This is a genomic window from Nocardioides alkalitolerans (assembly GCA_038184435.1).
Classification (GTDB): domain Bacteria; phylum Actinomycetota; class Actinomycetes; order Propionibacteriales; family Nocardioidaceae; genus Nocardioides; species Nocardioides alkalitolerans_A.
The window spans coordinates 3,059,316-3,076,858 of sequence record CP116227.1 but is presented as its reverse complement, the minus strand read 5'-3'; the positions used below and the strand labels follow the sequence as shown (position 1 = coordinate 3,076,858).

Below are 17,543 nucleotides of genomic sequence, written 5' to 3'. Positions count from 1 at the left end.
CCGGACCACGTCTGGGTAGGATGCCGCCATGTCCGGTGACGCCCCCCGCCGCCTCCAGCCGCTGCGGCGCGAGCGCCTCTACGAGAGCCTCGCGGCGCACATCTCCGACTTCATCGAGGCGCAGGGCCTGGTGGGCGGCGACCGGCTGCCGTCGGAGCGGCAGCTGGCGGCCGAGCTGGGGGTGAGTCGGGCGACGCTCTCGCGCGCGCTGGCGGCACTCGAGACGAAGGGGCGCATCGAGGTGCGCCACGGCGTCGGTGCGCTCGTGCGCGAGGCCGACGCACCTGACGGCGCGGGAGGAGCCGGCGCTCAGGCCGGGAGCGACGGGTGGGACCGGCGGGTCGCCGAGAGCCCGCGGTCGGAGGTCGTGGTGGCGCGCGAGGCGGTGCTGGCGGGCCTGGCGCGGGCTGCCGCGAGCAACGCGGACAGCTCCCTGCGCGTGGCGATGCTGGCGCCCGACGGCCGGGCGCGGGACTTCGAGCACACCTGGCGCTGCGTGCGGCGCCTGTCCGCGGCACCGCTGCTGGCGGACCTCGACGACGTGCTCGCCGCGCACGCCCCGGCGCCCGCGGTCGACGTGGACCCGGGACTCCGCCACCGCCTCGACGTCGTGGCCGACGCCATCGTCGCGGGCGACGCGGCGGCCGCGGCCACCGCGTGCCAGGGACTGCTGGGCGGCCCGGGGGACTGAGCCCGCCGGGCCGCCGCAGCGGTCGGTGTCGGTGAAGGGTCAGTGAGGGATCAGGCCGGCTCGTCGCCCGTGGCCCAGGCGCGGATCGCCGCGGCGTCCCCGTCGAGCAGCGGCGGCGGACGGTGGCCGGTGCGGGTGGTCTCCGCGCCGGCGCCGTCGAAGAACCGCAACGGCGGGCCGGGCAGCGAGATGCGCCCGAGCGTGGGGTGCTCCACGTCGAGGAGCAGGCCCTGGCTGCGCGTCTGGTCCCACGCGTAGACCTCGTCGAGCGTGCGCACCTTGCCGGCCGGCACGCCGACCTCGGCGAGACGCTCGAGCAGGGGAGCGGAGTCCCAGGTCGCGAACACCTCCTCGACCACGCCGATCACGCGCTCGCGCGCGGCCACCCGCTCGGCGTTGGTGGCCAGGCCCTCGGCCTCGGGGTCGAGGTCGAAGCCCGCGCAGAAGCGCTTCCAGAGGCTCTCGCTGCCGAGCGCGATCTGCACCGCACCGTCGCGGCAGCGGAAGAGCCCGTACGGCGCGATCGACGGGTGGTGGTTGCCCTGGGCGCGACCGACCTCGCCGGCGACGGTCCACCGCGTGCCCTGGAAGGCGTGCACGCCGACGACGGCGGCGAGGAGCGAGGTGCGCACGACCTGGCCGACGCCGGTCACGGTGCGCTCGTGGAGGGCGGCGAGCACGCCGTACGCGCCGTACATGCCCGACAGGAGGTCCGCGATCGGCACCCCGACGCGCTGCGGGTCGTCGGGTCCGGAGCCGGTGAGGGACATGAGGCCGGCCTCGCCCTGGGCGATCTGGTCGTAGCCGGCGCGCCCGCCCTCGGGGCCGTCGTGGCCGAAGCCGGTGATGGAGAGGACCACGAGGCGCGGGTTGCGCTCCATGAGCGACTCGATGCCGAGCCCCAGGCGCTCGAGGACGCCGGTGCGGAAGTTCTCGACGAGCACGTCGGCGCGGTCGACCAGGCCGAGCAGGACGTCGCGGTCCGCGGCGTCCTTCAGGTCGAGGGCGATGGACTCCTTGTTGCGGTTGGCGGAGAGGAAGTACGTCGACTGCCGGTCCCCACCGTCCTCCGGGGTCACGAAGGGCGGGCCCCAGCCGCGGGTGTCGTCGCCGGTGCCCGGCGCCTCGACCTTGATGACCCGGGCGCCGAGGTCGCCCAGCATCATCGTGGCGTGCGGGCCGGCGAGCGCGCGGGAGAGGTCGACGACGACGACGTCGCCGAGGGGGCCGCTGCCGGTGCCGCCGGTGGCCTCGGTCGGGCGCTCGGGGGACGGGGCGGTGGGGTCGTGGGTCACGGTGTCCTCTCGCGGGTCAGTCGGTGCGAGCCCGGAGGCTCATTGGACTGGCCAATATGCCATCCCGGTCGCCGCGGGGACAGTCGAGGGGCGCCCGCGAGGTCAGTGCACGCGGACGGCGAGGATCGCGGCGTCGTCCTCGGCGCGGCCGTCGAGCAGCTCGTCGGCGAGCAGTCGGACGGCCTCGGCCAGCGGCCGGCCCTCCTCGTGGACGAGGCGCGCCGTCACGGCCCGCACGTCCTCGACCATCGCGGCGAGGTCGGCGCGGCGCTCGTCGAGCAGGCCGTCGGTGTGCACCAGCAGCAGCGTCCCGGGCGGGAGGTGCACCCGGTGGTCGTGGCGCTCCTCGACCTCGAGGTCGGGATACATCATCGGGTCGCCCTCGAGGAGCACCCGCGCGGAGCCGTCGGCGGCGAGCACGAGCGGCGGCGGGTGGCCGGCGTTCGTCCAGGTCAGCACCCAGCCGCCCGCGACCTCGGGGTCCGGGGTCAGGTCGCCGTGCACCACCGTGCCGTGCGCCTCCAGGTCGAGCATGCGCGCGGCGTTCTCGACGGCCAGGACCGCCCGTGCCGGGCCAGCCGCGGGAGCGTCGGCCCGGGCCTGCCGCAGCATGCTGCGCACCTGGCCCATGACCGCCGCCGCGCGGGTGTCGTGGCCGGTGATGTCGCCGACCGTGACCGCGACCGGTCGGGGACCGCCGGGCGTGGTGGCCGGGAGCTCGTGCACGTCGAACCAGTCGCCGCCGACCATGTCGGCCGTCGCCGAGGGCCGGTAGAGCGTGGCGATCTCGAGCCCGGCCACGCTCGGCGGCTCGCTCAGCATCGCCTCCTGCAGCTCGGTGGCCGTGGTCACGCGCCGCTCGAGCTGGAGGATGCGCTCGACCGCCGTCGCCGTGTACGCCGCGATGGCCGTGAGCACGGCGTCCTCGGTCAGCTCCCACGCGTGGGGGGCGTCCCAGGCGAAGGTGAGCGCGCCGAGCACCCGCCCGCTGCCCACGATCGGCACGCACTCGACCGCGCGGAGGCCCAGCTGCCGCCAGGCCGCCACGGCGTCGGCGCTGTAGCCGTCCGCCGCCAGCTGCCCCTCACCGGCGACGATGATGCGGCGCTGCTCCGCGACGCAGCGGGCCTCCGGCCAGGACGCGTCGATCCCGACGCTGTCGGGGAGGGCCGGCGGGGCCTCGTCCCCCGTGGGCTCGTCGACCCGCACCCGCACCACGTGCTCGCCGTCGACGAGCGACAGGCCGACGTAGACGGGGTGGAGCGGTCCGGTGACCAGCTCGCGCACCCGTCGGAGCAGGTCGGTCAGCGACCACACCTCGCCCAGCTCCACGGCGGCCTGGAGCATCAGCTCGGCCCGCTCCCGGCCCCGGTCGACCTCCTTGCGGGCGTCCGCGGTGCGGACGCCGGAGACCTTCAGCCGCAGCGCCGCGCTGCAGGCCGCGGCGAGGTCGGCGAGCACCTCGAGCTCGGTGGGGGTCCACACGCGCGGCTCGTGGTCGATCGCGCACAGGGAGCCGAGCACCTCGCCGCCCTCGGCCGTGAGGGGCATCCCCGCGTAGGCGACGACACCCAGGTCGGGGATCGCCAGGTTGTGCTTCAGCAGGTCCACCGTGCGCGCGTCACTGACCACGAGCGGCTCGGCCGTCGCCGCCACGTACTGGCAGAACGAGTGCGACAGGGGCGTGCAGCGGGCAGACGCCCACGGCTCGGGCAGACCCACCTGACCGGGGAAGACCTGCCGGTCGGGCTCCACCAGCGACACGAGCGCCACCGGCACCCGCAGGGTGGTCGCCACGAGCCGGGCGAAGCGCTGCAGGTCGGGGTCGGCGGTCGGGCCCGACCCGGTCGCGCGGAGCGCGGCGAGACGGTCGGGAGCGTCCAGGGCGGTGTCACGGGATGCGCCCGCGACGGCGTGCGGACGGACGGCGCGGGAGCCCGGCGGTGTGTCGAGCACGGTCCCCCTCCTGGCTGCCCGGGCCGGTCCTCGTGGACGCCCGCTCGAGCCATCATGACGGACGACCCCACGAACGGGTGGTGCGGGCCGGCGGCGGCTCTCCGGCTACGCCAGCGCCGCGCGCAGGTCGGCGGGCCCGAGCCGGGCCGGTCCGACGTAGTAGAGGACCGCCCCGGCCGGCACCGGCGTGTCCCACGCCGGGCTGACCCGCACGTCCCCGTCGACCGCGACGGCCAGCAGCGTCGTGCTCCGCGTGGGCCCGAGCGCCTGCTGCCACCCGCCGTACGTCGCGGTGGCGCCCTCGGGCACCACCGTCGACCACGTGCTGGGGCCGCCGGGGGTCATCAGTGCGTCGTACACCTCGGCGATGCCCGGGTCGGCCAGCTCGTCGAAGACGAGGCCGAGGGCGTGCCACTGCACGCAGTGGACGGTGGCGTCGATGCGTCGGATCGTGCGTCGCCGCGCCACGTCGCGGAGCGTCACCACGGTGTGCACGCCGGGCGCCGCCTCCTCCGCCGCCACCGTGAGGGTCACCGCCTCGTTGTCGTCGCGTGCGTCGACGAGCACGGCGCGCGCCCGCTCCGGGTGGGCCCGACGCAGGACCGCGAGGTCGGTGAGGTCGCCGCGCACGAAGTGCACGTCCGCGGTCTCGGGCAGCGGGTGCTGCTCGAGCTGGTCCTCCCACGCGCACACGACGATGGGGACGGGACCGTCGCTGCGCAGGTCGGCGACCAGCCGGTCGGTGCGGCCCGGGGTCCAGCCCACGAGCACGAGGTGGTCGGCGAGGTCGTGGTCGAGCAGGCCGTGCATGCGTCGTCCCTTCGCGGTCGCCAGGGTCGCGGCGAGGTGGGTGAAGAACGTGGTGAGGGTGACGACGCCGCCGAGCACGACGTAGGCACCGACGATGCGGCCGCCGGTCGTCGTGGGGAAGAAGTCGCCGTAGCCGACCGTCGAGGCCGTCACGAGGAACCACCACCAGTAGTGGCCCGGGTCGGCGATGCCGCTGTCGCGGTCGAGCAGGGCCATGGCGGCCCAGCTGGTGACGAAGACGGTCAGCAGCACGAGCAGCGGGGTCCGCCACGTGACGGCGGAGGTCAGGCGGGCCCAGAGGCGGGCGAGGACGAAGACCACGACGCCGCCTCAGTACCCGACCCAGGCGTGCTCGGAGTAGCTCAGGATCGCCGGGTCGAGCAGCGTCGAGACCTCCCCGCCGGGGTCGTCGCGGTCGGGCGGGAAGACCGCGGCGGCGGCCAGCATCGAGGGCGACGCGAAGCGCAGCGTCGGCGCCTCCGGGTCGAGGGTCAGGGGAGGCGCGTCGCCGGCGGTGGGCCTGTCGCCGCTGGGGGCCTGGGCGAGCACCCAGCCCCAGTCGCCGAAGGAGGGCACGTCGGCGTGGTACGGCGTGGTGGCGAGCCCGGCGGCCTCCAGGGTCCGGCGGATGCACCAGAACGCGTCGGGCGCGAAGAAGGGCGAGCCCGACTGCACGACCAGGCGGCCCCCGTCAGCCAGGAGGCCCGACAGCGCGGCGTAGTGCTCCCGGGAGTAGAGCTTCGCGAGGGCCGGCGAGTCCGGGTCGGGGTAGTCGACGACGATCACGTCGTAGGAGTCGAGCGGCTGCTCGCGCGCCCACCCGAAGGCGTCGGCCGCGACGTACTCGACCCGGGGGTCCTCCCAGGCGTCGTCGTTGAGGTCGCGGATCGGCTCGTAGGTGCGCGCCAGGTCCACGACGGCGGGGTCCAGGTCGACGAGCGTGACCTGCTCGACGTCGTCGTAGCCGAGGATCTCGCGGAGCGCGAGCCCGTCGCCGCCGCCGAGCACCAGCACGCGGGCGTGCTCGCCCGCCATGGCGGGGTGCACGAGCATCTCGTGGTAGCGGTACTCGTCCACGGAGGAGAACTGCAGGTCGCCGTCGAGGTAGAGCCGCACGTCGTCGTACTCCGCGCCCTCGAACCAGCCGCGGGTGACGACGATCGACTGGTAGTCGGAACGCTCGGCGTGGACGATCGGGTCGCGGTAGAGCGCCTGCAGCGCGGTGGCCTCGAAGGCCGAGGCCCGCCACGCCATCAGTCCCAGCCCGAGGGCGGTGACGAGGCAGAGGGCGAGCGCGGTGACCACCGGAGTACGCCGCGGACCGCGCCGCCCGAGCACGACGGCCACCACGCCGGCGGCGACCACGTTGAGCGCCGCGACCGCGAGGGTGCCCTCGAGCAGCCCGAGGGTCGGGAGGAGCACGAACGGGAACGCGAGACCGCCGACCAGGGCGCCCACGTAGTCCACCGCGTTGATGTCGGCCACGGCGTGGGCCGCGTCCTGGCGCCGCAGGCGCTGAAGGAGGGCCATGAGCAGCGGGATCTCGGCGCCGACGAGGAGCCCGATCGCGAACGTCACCACGACCATCGCCGGTGTGTAGACCGACAGCCACGCGAACGCCGCGTAGAGCACCGGCACCGCGAAGCCGCCCACGACGGCGAGGGCCAGCTCGATCGCCACGAAGGCGCGCAGCGGCCGGCCGAGCAGCGGCTTCGCCGCGACGGCGCCGACGCCCATCGCGAACATCGTCACCGCGAGCACCAGCGACGTCTGGGTGATCGTGTTGCCGAGGAGGTAGCTGCCCAGCGTCACCAGGGCCAGCTCGTAGACCAGGCCGCAGGCCGCGCACACGAACACGGCCGCGAGCACGATCGTGCGCAGCGCCCGGTGGTGGGGGACCCCGACCGGGGCCGCGGTGGCGGACGTGGTCGTCAGGTGATCGAGGCGGCGACCACGAGGCCGACCGCCAGCTGGAGGGCCACGGCCACGTAGACGGCCGGGTCGTCGGACTCGTCGACCACGAGCTCGGCGAGGCTACCGGGCGTCAGCAGGTCGAGGAGGAAGAACGAGATGCCGAGCAGCGCGACGCCGATGATCCCGAACACGGTCGCCTCGAGCAGCGTGTCCCACGTGTCGCCCTGCGCCGTGTAGAACGCCGTCGCCACGATGATGCCGAGGGAGATCTGCGTCGAGGCGAGCACGAGCGCGGCGTCGCGCTTGTGCTCGACGAACACCTGCTGGCCGAGGCGACCGGGGGTCAGCAGGTCGACCATGAAGTAGCCGACGAGGAGGAGGACGATGCCCACGCCGGCGAACGCCAGCGTGGCCAGGGACTCGTCGAGGAGCTCGGGCATGTCGTGCCTTTCAGGAGTGGGCGGTGCGGGGTGGGCGGGGTCGGCCGGTGGCTCGGCGGGCTACTTGCCGGAGCCGGAGCCGCCGCCGCGGTAGCTGCTGCCGCCGCCACCGCCGCCGTAGTACCCGCCCCAGTAACCGACGTACGTGCTGTTGGAGGAGTAGCCGCGGTCGAACTCGTCGAGCGTGATGCGCGACCCGTCACCGTCCTCCGCGACCGTGACCATCCAGTCGTCGCTGTAGCGGAGGAAGGCCCGTCCGTCGGCCTCGCGACGGTCGGAGTCGTCGGTGCCCGACGCGATGGCCGCGGCGGTCGTCGCGACGTCGTCGTCGGAGTGCCAGGTGACCGTCTCGTCGTCGGGATCGGAGCCCGACACGTGGGTGTAGTGGTCGTCGAGCCAGCCCTTCGGGCCGTTGCCGAACCCGCCGAAGGCGAACGGCACGACGAGGATGCCGACCAGCAGGAGCGCCCCGATGACGAGGAGGCCCTTCGCGCGTGAGCTCATGGCGACCCCCTCAGCGTCCCGCCGGACCGGTGCCGGTCGCCGGCCCGTCCGATCCAGGGTAGACGGTCAGCTCCCACGGCTGGAGGGGCTCCCCGAGGGACGCCTCCCAGGTGCTGCCGAACTTCTCGAAGCCCAGGAGGTGCTTCCCGTCGGCGCTGGCGTAGTCGGCGTACTCCGCCGTGCCCTGGGGTGCGGTGCCGGTCGCGCCCGAGGCGCGGAACGACGCGGAGCCCTTCTCCTGCAGGCGGTAGGCCACCCCGCCGACGATGACGTCGCGGTCGCCCGCGCCGCCCTGCTCGACGTCGCCCGCGGGGATGCTGCGCCACAGGGACACCTCGAAGCCCTCGTCCTCCTCGACGGTCAGCCAGCGGCGGGTGGTGTCATCGTCGAGGAAGTGCTCCGTCCACCGGTAGCCCTCCTCGTCGAAGTCGAGACGGCCCCGGACGAACAGCATGGCGCCCTCGTAGCCCACGACGTCGCCCACCTGCAGCCGCCGCAGCGGCTCGACCGACGCGAGGTCGGACTCGGCGATGACGTCGCTCGGACCGCGGCTCGACGCTCCGGCCGGCTTCGACGTGCGCGTGCGCACGATGACGACGGCGGCCGCGACGGCCGCCGCCACGACGAGCAGCGCGATGACCCAACCCACGATGTGCCTCCTCCGAGATGTCCGGCGCGGTCGTTACCCCGCCGGGTGGTGCGGCCAAACCCGACACCCGCGGTGGATAACTGTCGCCGCGACCTCGTAGGTTCGCCTGCGTGACGTCCCCCGACCCCGATCCCGGCCCCGCCCCCGGGGTCCGCGCCGCCACCGGTGTCTTCGTGTGCTTCGAGGGCGGCGACGGCGGCGGCAAGTCGACGCAGTCGCGCCTGCTGGTCGAGCGCCTGCGGCGGGAGGGGTACGACGCGGTCCCCACCTTCGAGCCCGGCGACACGCCCGTGGGGCGCGAGCTCCGGCGCATCGTGCTCGACCCCGCCACCGGTCACCTCGCGGCGCGCACGGAGGCGTTGCTGTACGTCGCGGACAAGGCCGAGCACGTCGCCGAGGTCGTCCGGCCCGCCCTCGACCGCGGTGCCGTGGTCGTGACGGACCGGTACGTCGACTCCACGTTGGCCTACCAGGGGGCGGGCCGCGCGCTGGGGGACGCCGTCGCCGGCCTGGAGCACGTGGCGCGCTGGGCGACCGGCGACCTGCGGCCCCACCTGACGGTGGTGCTCGACGTGCGGCCCGGTGCCGGGCTGGCGCGCCTCACCGGCCGGGACCGGATCGAGGCCGAGTCCGTCGATTTCCACGAGCGGGTGCGGGCGGAGTTCCTCGCGCTCGCGGAGGCCGACCCGACGCACTACCTAGTGGTCGACGCCACGGGCACGCGCGAGGAGATCGCGGAGGCCGTGTGGTCCCGGGTCGCGCCCCTGCTGGGGCAGGCACGCCGGGAGGCACGATGACGGTCTGGGACCACCTGGTCGGCCAGCGGCCGGCCGTCGCCGCGCTCGCCCAGGCGGCGGGCACCGGGGGTGCGCGGCCGCAGGGCATGACCCACGCCTGGCTCTTCACCGGCCCCCCCGGCTCGGGTCGCTCCAACGCGGCGATCGCCTTCGCGGCGGCGCTCCAGTGCGAGGAGGGCGGCTGCGGCACCTGCCACGCCTGCCGCACGGTGCTGGCGGGGTCCCATGCCGACGTGGCCGTCATCCGCACCCAGCGGCTCTCCATCGGCGTCGACCAGGTGCGCGACCTCGTGCGCCGCTCGGCCCTCGCTCCCGTCGGGCGACGCTGGCAGATCCTGGTGGTCGAGGACGCCGACCGGCTCACCGACCAGGCGTTCAACGCGCTGCTCAAGGCGATCGAGGAGCCCACCGAGCGCACGGTGTGGATGCTCTGCGCGCCCACGGTCGAGGACGTGCTGCCCACGATCCGCTCGCGCTGCCGCCTCGTCACGCTGAGCACCCCGGCTACGGCGGACGTCGCGGCCTTCCTCGAGCGCACGGCGGCGGTCGAGCCGACGCTCGCGCTGCGCGCCGCGCGCGCCAGCCAGGGCCACATCGGCCGCGCCAAGGCCCTCGCGACCGACCCCGACACCCGGCAGCGGCGCGCCGAGGTGGTCGCCCTGCCGGGGCGGCTCCGCTCGTTGGGCGCGGCGATGACGGCGGCGACGATGCTGAGCGAGACGACGAAGGCCGAGGCCGACGCCATCACCGTGGAGCTCGACGCGGTGGAGCGGGCGGACCTGGACGCGGCGTACGGCGTGGTGGAGCGCGGGCGGAAGCCGCGGGAGTACGCGCCGGCCCGGGCCGCCCTCGAGCGCGAGCAGAAGTCGCGCGCGAAGCGGCGCCACCTCGACGTGGTCGACCGGGCCCTGACCGACCTCGTCTCGGTCTACCGCGACGCCGTGGCGGTGGGTCTCGGGGTGGGCACGGAGCTCGTCAACGAGGAGCTCCGGGAGCAGGTCGAGGCGCTGGCGGAGGCCGGTGGCCCGGAGGCGAACCTGGCGCGCATCGAGGTGGTGTTCGCCGCGCGTGAGCAGATGCTGGAGTTCAACGTTCCTGTCATGCTCGCGCTCGAGTCGATGATGGTGGGGCTCCTCCCGCGCCGCGACGGCGCCGGGGCCCCGACGGGGAGGAACGTGCGGTGAAGCGCAGCTCGGTGGTGTGGTTGGTGGTCGGCCTCGTGGTCGCGCTCGTCGTGACGGTGGGGGCGGCGGCCTCGGTCGCGTTCGTGCTCATCGGCGGGGACGACGACGGGTCGGACGAGTCGCGCGAGGAGACGACGGAGCGGGCGGAGCGCGGCGACGAGCGCGGCCCCACCGGGGAGTCGCCCAGCCCCGAGCTGGAGCCCTTCTACACGCAGTCGCTCTCGTGGGACGAGTGCGACGAGGCGGCCGAGGACGGCCGCGGCGACTTCGAGTGCACGTGGCTCGAGGTGCCGCTGGACTACGACGAGCCCGACGGCGACACCCTCGACCTGCGCGTGCTGCGCCGCGCGGCCGACGGCCCGGCGGACGAGCGGGTGGGATCGCTGCTGGTCAACCCGGGCGGCCCCGGCTCGGGCGGCACGGAGCTGGCGGCCCGCGAGGACGCCTACGGCGACGCGCTGCTCGAGTCGTTCGACATCGTCGGCTGGGACCCGCGCGGCACCGGCCAGAGCTCGCCCATCGACTGCCTCAGCGACGCCGACCTCGACGACTACCTGGCGGCGTCCGGTGACCCGAACACACCGGAGGGCGTGGCGCTGGCGGAGGAGTGGCAGCAGCGGCTCGGCGACGGCTGCGAGGACCTCTCGCCCGACCTCGTCGACCACATCTCGACCGTGGAGACGGCGAAGGACATGGACGTGCTGCGCGCCGTGCTCGGCGACGACCAGATGCACTACCTGGGCTTCTCCTACGGCACGACGCTCGGCGCGGTCTACGCGACGTACTTCCCCGAGCGCTCGGAGCGGCTCGTGCTCGACGGCGCGACGGACCCCAACCTGGACCGGGTCGAGGGCTCGCTGAGCCAGACCGCGGGCTTCGAGCTGGCGTTCCGCAACTACCTCCAGGCGTGCGTCGACGACGGCGACTGCCCCGTGGGCGACTCGGTCGACGAGGGGCTCGAGACGGTGCAGGGCCTGCTCGACTCGCTGCTCGAGGAGCCCCTGCCGACGAACGACCCCGACCGGGTCCTCACGCAGGCGCTCGGCACGACCGGCATCCAGGCGGCGCTCTACAACGAGCAGAACTGGCCCTACCTCACCGACGGCCTCGAGGAGGCCCTGGACGGCACGGGCGACACGCTCCTGCTGCTGGCGGACTTCTACGCCGACCGCGACTTCAGCGGCGGCTACGCGTCGAACCTCATGGAGGCGTTCTACGCGATCTCCTGCCTCGACGACCCCACGAGCCTCTCGCCGGAGGAGGCGGCGCAGTACGCCGACGACTTCGACGAGGCGGCGCCCACCTTCGGCGACGGCGGCGAGCTCGGTCTCGGCTGGTGCAGCGCCTACCCGGGCCGCCAGGCGGAGGAGCCGCGCGAGGTCACGGGCGCCGGCGCTGCGCCGATCGTCGTCATCGGCACGACGGGCGACCCCGCGACGCCGTACGAGGAGGCCGTCGCGATGGCCGAGACGCTCGAGTCGGGCGTGCTCGTGACGCGCGAGGGCGAGGGGCACACGGCGTACGGCTCGGGGAACAGCTGCATCGACGAGGCCGTCGAGGCGTTCCTCGTCGACGGCGAGGTGCCCGAGGACGGGCTGGTCTGCAGCTAGCCGCGCCCGCCCCGGTCAACGGGGGGAGTAGGGCTCGGCGATCTGGCGGATCCGCCGCGTCGCGAGCTCGATCATGAGCTGCGCGGCGGGGGACAGGGTCGCTCCGGAGCGGTGCACGACGGCGAGGGTGTCGTACTGCCGCGGCCGCAGCGAGACGTAGCCCGCGGACGGCGCCAGCCGGGGCAGCAGCTGGAGCGCGGCGCCCTTGGGGATGACGCTGTCGGCGAGGCCCATCCCGACGAGCTCGACGGCGGTCTCGATGTCCTCCACCTCGATGCGCGTCGTCGGGTTGCGACCCGTCTCGTGCAGCATCTGGCGCAGCACGATGCGGGTCGAGTCGACCGCGCGCCACGTCGTCTCCGGCATGACCAGCTGTGCCTGCGCGAAGCGCTGCGGCGTGACGGGCGACGCGAGGCGTTCCGGGTCGGCGCTGATGTAGACCAGCTCGTCCTTGGCCACGGGGGTGACCGTCATGCCCTCGCTCGTGGCGGCGGGCACCGCGATCATCGCGGCCTCGAGCCGGCCGCGTCGCAGGTCCTCCTGCACCTCGTTGGAGTTCTGGCCGATGAGCTCCACGCGGACGCCGGGATAGCGGGCGAGCACGTCCGCGACCAGCCCGGCTCCGGCGTACAGGCGCGCCGCGCCGAACATCCCGAACCGGATGGTGCCCGTCTGCAGCGCCTTGGCGCTGGTCACGGCACGGCGCGCCTCCTCGGCGGCGGCCAGCGTGCGCTCGGCGTGGGGTCGCAGCTCGTCGGCGACGGTGGTGGGGACGACGCCGCGCCCGACGCGGCGGAACAGCTGCACCCCGAGCGACTTCTCGAGCGCGCGGATCTGCTCGGAGACGCTCGGCTGGGCGTAGCCCAGCTCGGTCGCCGCCGCGGTCAGGGATCCGTGCTCGTACGTCGCGAGGAAGCACCGGAGCTGGTGGAGGGAGAGCACGGTCACATCATAGGAATCACCTAGGGATCGCGCTGGAAAGTGAGGCTACCCCTGGAGTCTCGACGTCGAGAGGATGGGACTCGTCCCCGATCTGACTCCTGAGGAGGCCACCGTGTTCGTCCACCGCTGCAGCAGCTGCGAGAAGCGCCAGCTCATCTTCGACACCCAGTTCACCGCGGTCCGCGCCGTCGAGGGCGGCTGGGTCGCGACCTTCACCTGCTGGTGCGGTGCCACGCAGGAGCACGCCAGCGAGGGCGCGCGCGTCGCGGCGCTGACGCTCGCGGCCTGAGCGCACTGACCGGGGAGGGCCCGATTCGCGTGGCTCTTCCCCGGTCGCTATGCTCTCCTCGCTGTCCGTTCCGGCGGTCAGCGCGCCGCCTTAGCTCAGTCGGTAGAGCGAATCACTCGTAATGATTAGGTCGTCAGTTCGATTCTGACAGGCGGCTCCGACGGACAGCCCCTGACCTGCAGAGATGCGGGTCAGGGGCTGAGTCGTTCCGGGGGGCGGGGCGGGCCTCGTCCCGATGCGCTCGCCTGGACGCTCGGCGAGGGAGCGGACGGTCGGCGCGCGCCCGCCGGGGCCGGTGTCGATCACACGCGCAGCTCCCGCGCACGCAGGGCCCACCACACCTCGATGACGCACTCGACGCCGTCGAAGTCGGCGCCGGTCAGGTGCGTGAACCGCTCGATCCGGTAGCGCAGCGAGTTCAGGTGCACCGAGAGCGCGCGGGCGGCCCGCGGCAGCGAACGTCCGTGCTCGAGGTAGGCGTCGACGCTGCTCAGGAGGGTCGCGGCCATCGCGCTCTCGGCCTCGACGGGCACGACGTACCGCTCGAGCAGCATCCGGCTCAGGCGCGGCTGGTCGAGGACGGCGGCGCGGACGGCGAGGCGTCCCTCGTCGTACAGGCCCTCGAGGCCGAAGGCGCGCGCGGTCGTCAGGGCGTGGCTCGCCCGCCGGAACGCCTCGGGGATGTCGGCGAGCGAGGCCGGGCCGTCGACGCCCGCCGTCGTGCCCGTCGGCACGGCGGGAGGGCGCCGGCCGACGACGGCGACGACGTCCTCGTCGAGCGAGCCGACGAGCAGCGGCTGCGCCCGCTCCGGCACCGAGAACGCGCGACGCGGGACGCGATCGCTCGCGCCGTGGATCCTCAGGACCCAGTAGGACCCGTCGAGCCCGAGGCCGTAGGCGGCTCCGGAGGCCGCGGCCTCCTCGGCCGTCAGGGCTCCGACGAGGAGCTGGCTGAGGAAGGTGGCGCGGCGGCTCTCCTCGCGTCGCGCGAGGTCCATCTCGACCTCGTGCTGTGCGGCGACGAAGATCGAGCTGTACCGGTCGGCGCACTCCCAGAGCAGCTCTGCCGCGCGCACGGTCAGCTCGGTGGACAGCCCCGCGCGCCGGCACTCACGGAAGAGGACGTCGCGGATGACGGCGAACCCGCGACGGTAGGCGGCGAGCATGTCGGCACTGGGAACCCCCTGGAGCGCGCGCCGTCGGGCGGTGTCCTCCTCCGCCTCGGCCACGTCGTCCTCGATGCGGTCGTCGCCGCGCAGCACGGCCGCTGCGCGGAGCACGTTGCGGCGCGCGGACGTCGCCACGTCGGCGCGGTCGAGCGCCCGGTAGACGGCGATCGCGCCGACGGCGTCGCACTGGCGCTCGACCAGCTCGTCGGCTGCCGCGAGCATGCCGTCGACCATGGCCGACCACGCCTCCGCGGCGGGTGCGTCGGTCATGAGCCGACCTCCGAGGTTTGTAGGAACGTACGAAAGCAGGCGCTTCTTCGTTGCAGGCCGGTCCATTGTGGCGCACCCCACACGACGCGTGGAATGAGGCATCTCGCCCGTCCACAGGAGGACCCATGCAGCGCACGCTCGCCCACGAGACCGACGATCTGGCTGGCACCGACCCCGGACGACCGACCACCCGCCGGCGCGCGCTGCTGGCGGCGGCGATCGGGAACGGTATCGAGTGGTTCGACTTCGCGGCCTACGGATTCGTCGCGGTCTACATCGGCGCGGCCTTCTTCTCGACCTCGGACCCGACGACACAGCTGCTCGCGACGTTCGCGGTGTACGGGCTCACCTTCGTCGTCCGCCCGCTCGGGGGCCTCTACTTCGGCCCGCTCGCGGACCGGGTCGGGCGGCAGCGGGTGCTCGTCGCCGTGCTCCTGCTCATGGCGGTCGCCACGGGGCTGGTGGGCGTGCTGCCGACGTACGCGACGATCGGCGTCGCGGCCCCCGTGCTGCTGGTGGTGCTGCGGTCGCTCCAGGCCTTCTCGGCCGGTGGTGAGTACGGCAGCGCGACGAGCTTCCTCGTGGAGTACGCGGCGCCGGGCCGCCGCGGCGCGGGCACGGGGTGGATGATGTTCTCGGCGGTCGTCGGCTTCATGGCGGCCGGTCTGCTGGTCCTCCTCCTCCAGCTGGGCCTGGGCGAGGAGACGATGCAGGCGTGGGGATGGCGGGTCCCGTTCCTGCTCGCGTTCCCGCTCGGCGCCGTGGGTCTCTACATCCGGGTCAAGCTGGAGGACACCCCGGAGTACCGCTCCCTGCAGGCGGTGGGCGACGTCGCCGCCGCGCCGCTGCGGGAGGCGCTCGCGCTGCCCCGGCAGCTCCTCGTCACGTTCGGCATCGCGGCCCTGCACGGCTCGGCGTTCTACATGGTGCTGACGTACCTCCTGAGCTACGTCAGCATCACCGCGGGTCTGGGGACGACGACCGGCCTCCTGACCTGCCTCACCGCCGGCGCCGCCGCGCTGGCGCTCATCCCGGGCATGTCGTCCCTCTCGGACCGCGTCGGACGGCGCCCGATCCTGGTCGTGTCGAGTGCCGGGCTGGCCCTCCTCGTCGTACCGGTATTCGCGCTGATCCGCTCGGGGACCACGGGAGCGTTCGTGGGTCAGGCGGTCCTCGGTCTCCTGCTGGGATCGCTGATCTCCACCTCCATCGTCGCGATGGCCGAGATCTTCCCCGCCCGGGTCCGGTCGGCCGGCAACTCCCTGGCCTACACCCTCGGCGTGATGGTCTTCGGTGGCACCGCGCCCTTCATCGCGACCTGGCTGGTCGAGCGCACGGGGTCGTCGCTCGCGCCCGCGTTCTACCTCGTCGGCACCGCGCTCATCGGGCTCACGGCCGCCCTCGCGCTGCCGGCCCCGGCCGAGCGTGTCACCGCCACCGTGGGCCAGGAGGGCTGAGGGCCGTGCGCATCATCGATCACCTCGACAAGGGCGCCTCGCTCGATCCCGACCGGGCGCTCCTCGTGGCGGACGACGTCGTCATCACGCACGCCGAGGGCCAGGCGCGCTCTCACGCCGTGGCCGCCGGGCTGCGGGCGGCGGGCATGCGCGCCGGGGACACCGTCGGCATCCTCGCGCCCAACGGTCCGGACGGGCTGCTCGCCATGTTCGGCGTGTGGCGGGCGGGGGGCGTCTTGGCGCCCCTGAACCCGTACAACGCGCTGGACGCCACGCGCCAGTTCCTCGTCACGACGGGCTGCCGCTGGCTCTTCCTCCACTCGACCTTCGCCGACGCCGCGGCCACGCTCCTGGAGGACGTGCCGTCGCTCGAGCTCGTCGTGTGCCTGGACCGGCCCTTCGACGGCGGGCTGGCGATGGACGAGCTCCTCGCGGCCGGGGTGTCCGTCGACCTCGGCGACGGGAGCGACCCCACCGGGGGCGCCGACCAGGTCTGCGTCTACTGGCCCACCGGCGGGACGACCGGTCGGTCGAAGGCCGTCGTGTGGACCAACGCCGTGTTCGCACGCCTCCTCGAGACGGCGAGCCGCCACTGGCCCGCGCGGGGGGAGATGGTCAACCTGGCAGTGGCGCCGATGACCCACGCCGCCGGCGTGATGGCCGTCCTCTACGCGGCCCTCGGTGCGACGATCGTCGTCCGACAGCGGTTCGACGCCGACGACGTCCTCGACCAGATCGAGGCACACCGGGTCACCCATCTCTTCCTCCCGCCGACGGCGTACTACGACCTGTGCCGCGCCCAGCGGGAACGGCCGCGGGACTGCGGGAGCCTGGACATGCTGCTCCTGAGCGCCGCGCCGGTGTCGCCCGAGCGGCTCGGGGAGGGCGTGGAGCTGTTCGGCCCGTGCGTCGCGCAGAGCTGGGGCCAGGCCGAGGCCCCGTTCCTCCTGACCTTCCTCACGCCGGAGGACGTCGCCGAGGCTGCCGCCGGCACACGGCCGGAACGCCTGGCGAGCTGCGGCCGGGCCACGTTCTCGTCGCTGGTGGCCGTGATGGGTCCGGACGGCGCGCTCCTGCCGCCCGGGGAACGCGGGGAGCTCGTGGCGCGGGGAGCGCTCGTGACCCCCGGGTACCTCGACCGCGAGCAGGACACCCGCGAGATGAGGCGCTCGGGCTGGCACCACACCGGCGACGTCGGGTTCATCGACGAGGGCGGGTACGTCTACGTCGTCGACCGTCTCAAGGACATGATCATCACCGGCGGCTTCAACGTGTACGCCGCGGAGGTCGAGAGCGCCCTGCTGGCCCTGCCCGAGGTGGGGACCTGCGCGGTCGTCGGCGTGCCGGACGAGCGCTGGGGCGAGGCGGTCGTGGCGTTCGTGGTGGCCGCCGACCAGCGGGAGGTCGACCCGGCCCGGTTGATCGCCGCGACCAGGACCAGGTTGGGGTCGGTCAAGGCACCCAAGCGGGTGCACGTCGTCGCCGAGCTGCCCCACACCCCCGTCGGGAAGATCGACAAGCGAGCGGTGCGCGACCGCCTGGCCCCGACCGCCCTCGGCGCCTGAC

The 17,543-nt window shown here is 74.2% G+C and carries 16 protein-coding genes and 1 tRNA gene; 8 read left to right on the top strand and 9 right to left on the bottom strand.

The features are described from left to right. Positions 1-28: 28 nt before the first annotated feature. On the top strand, positions 29-691 hold the full coding sequence (locus PIR53_14710; GenBank protein WZH51261.1) for a GntR family transcriptional regulator: 663 nt from the start codon (positions 29-31) through the stop codon (positions 689-691). Between the two features lie 50 nt (positions 692-741). Here the strand turns inward: PIR53_14710 and PIR53_14705 are convergent, their stop codons facing one another. From PIR53_14705 to PIR53_14675, 7 genes are all read right to left on the bottom strand, one after another. Beyond that, positions 742-1,986 (bottom strand): CoA transferase, encoded by a 1,245-nt coding sequence (locus PIR53_14705; protein ID WZH51260.1) that lies wholly within the window; start codon positions 1,984-1,986, stop codon positions 742-744. Between the two features lie 102 nt (positions 1,987-2,088). Then, complete coding sequence (locus PIR53_14700) at positions 2,089-3,942, bottom strand: SpoIIE family protein phosphatase (GenBank protein ID WZH51259.1); 1,854 nt, start codon at positions 3,940-3,942, stop codon at positions 2,089-2,091. A 105-nt stretch (positions 3,943-4,047) separates the two neighbouring features. Further along, on the bottom strand, positions 4,048-5,073 hold the full coding sequence (locus tag PIR53_14695) for an NAD-binding protein (GenBank protein WZH51258.1): 1,026 nt from the start codon (positions 5,071-5,073) through the stop codon (positions 4,048-4,050). A gap of 9 nt (positions 5,074-5,082) precedes the next feature. Next, positions 5,083-6,633, bottom strand: a complete 1,551-nt coding sequence (locus PIR53_14690) for a polyamine aminopropyltransferase (GenBank protein WZH54464.1) — start codon at positions 6,631-6,633, stop codon at positions 5,083-5,085. 50 nt (positions 6,634-6,683) lie between these two features. Further along, complete coding sequence (locus PIR53_14685) at positions 6,684-7,106, bottom strand: DUF350 domain-containing protein (protein WZH51257.1); 423 nt, start codon at positions 7,104-7,106, stop codon at positions 6,684-6,686. 60 nt (positions 7,107-7,166) lie between these two features. Beyond that, entirely contained in the window at positions 7,167-7,610 is a 444-nt protein-coding gene (locus tag PIR53_14680) for a DUF4247 domain-containing protein (protein ID WZH51256.1), read from the bottom strand. Positions 7,611-7,620: 10 nt separating this feature from the next. Next, positions 7,621-8,259, bottom strand: coding sequence for a DUF4178 domain-containing protein (locus tag PIR53_14675; GenBank protein WZH51255.1), 639 nt, complete (start codon positions 8,257-8,259; stop codon positions 7,621-7,623). Positions 8,260-8,369: 110 nt separating this feature from the next. Here PIR53_14675 and tmk point away from each other — a divergent pair, with 110 nt between their 5' ends. The 3 genes from tmk to PIR53_14660 are packed head-to-tail and all read left to right on the top strand — an operon-like array spanning position 8,370 to position 11,850. Next, entirely contained in the window at positions 8,370-9,056 is a 687-nt protein-coding gene (tmk, locus tag PIR53_14670) for a dTMP kinase (protein WZH51254.1), read from the top strand. Then, entirely contained in the window at positions 9,053-10,240 is a 1,188-nt protein-coding gene (locus tag PIR53_14665) for a DNA polymerase III subunit delta' (GenBank protein ID WZH51253.1), read from the top strand. The genes tmk and PIR53_14665 overlap by 4 nt, the downstream gene beginning before the upstream one ends. After that, positions 10,237-11,850 carry an alpha/beta hydrolase gene (locus tag PIR53_14660; GenBank protein WZH51252.1) on the top strand — a complete coding sequence of 538 codons (1,614 nt, stop codon included), beginning with the start codon at positions 10,237-10,239 and terminating at the stop codon, positions 11,848-11,850. The genes PIR53_14665 and PIR53_14660 overlap by 4 nt, the downstream gene beginning before the upstream one ends. A gap of 15 nt (positions 11,851-11,865) precedes the next feature. Here PIR53_14660 and PIR53_14655 read toward each other — a convergent pair whose 3' ends face one another. Further along, positions 11,866-12,792 carry a LysR family transcriptional regulator gene (locus tag PIR53_14655; protein WZH51251.1) on the bottom strand — a complete coding sequence of 309 codons (927 nt, stop codon included), beginning with the start codon at positions 12,790-12,792 and terminating at the stop codon, positions 11,866-11,868. Between the two features lie 112 nt (positions 12,793-12,904). Here PIR53_14655 and PIR53_14650 point away from each other — a divergent pair, with 112 nt between their 5' ends. Together PIR53_14650 and PIR53_14645 are read left to right on the top strand one after the other, a co-directional pair. Next, a complete protein-coding gene (locus PIR53_14650; protein ID WZH51250.1) occupies positions 12,905-13,081 on the top strand; it encodes a hypothetical protein in 177 nt (58 codons plus the stop codon). 84 nt (positions 13,082-13,165) lie between these two features. Next, positions 13,166-13,238: transfer RNA gene (locus tag PIR53_14645), tRNA-Thr, on the top strand. A gap of 145 nt (positions 13,239-13,383) precedes the next feature. On the opposite strand, the gene PIR53_14640 is transcribed toward PIR53_14645, so the two are convergent. Further along, positions 13,384-14,520, bottom strand: a complete 1,137-nt coding sequence (locus tag PIR53_14640) for a helix-turn-helix domain-containing protein (GenBank protein WZH51249.1) — start codon at positions 14,518-14,520, stop codon at positions 13,384-13,386. Between the two features lie 125 nt (positions 14,521-14,645). Between PIR53_14640 and PIR53_14635 the strand changes: the two genes are divergently transcribed. Next, on the top strand, positions 14,646-15,977 hold the full coding sequence (locus PIR53_14635) for an MFS transporter (GenBank protein ID WZH51248.1): 1,332 nt from the start codon (positions 14,646-14,648) through the stop codon (positions 15,975-15,977). Between the two features lie 5 nt (positions 15,978-15,982). Continuing rightward, positions 15,983-17,542 carry an AMP-binding protein gene (locus PIR53_14630; GenBank protein WZH51247.1) on the top strand — a complete coding sequence of 520 codons (1,560 nt, stop codon included), beginning with the start codon at positions 15,983-15,985 and terminating at the stop codon, positions 17,540-17,542. Position 17,543: the final 1 nt, after the last annotated feature.

Excerpts from the sequence above, each read along its gene's own strand:
- PIR53_14710 (WZH51261.1), top strand. The coding sequence starts at position 29 with ATGTCCGGTGACGCCCCCCGCCGCCTCCAGCCGCTGCGGCGCGAGCGC.
- PIR53_14640 (WZH51249.1), bottom strand. The coding sequence starts at position 14,520 with ATGACCGACGCACCCGCCGCGGAGGCGTGGTCGGCCATGGTCGACGGC.
- PIR53_14635 (WZH51248.1), top strand. The coding sequence starts at position 14,646 with ATGCAGCGCACGCTCGCCCACGAGACCGACGATCTGGCTGGCACCGAC.
- PIR53_14685 (WZH51257.1), bottom strand. The coding sequence starts at position 7,106 with ATGCCCGAGCTCCTCGACGAGTCCCTGGCCACGCTGGCGTTCGCCGGC.
- PIR53_14665 (WZH51253.1), top strand. The coding sequence starts at position 9,053 with ATGACGGTCTGGGACCACCTGGTCGGCCAGCGGCCGGCCGTCGCCGCG.
- PIR53_14680 (WZH51256.1), bottom strand. The coding sequence starts at position 7,610 with ATGAGCTCACGCGCGAAGGGCCTCCTCGTCATCGGGGCGCTCCTGCTG.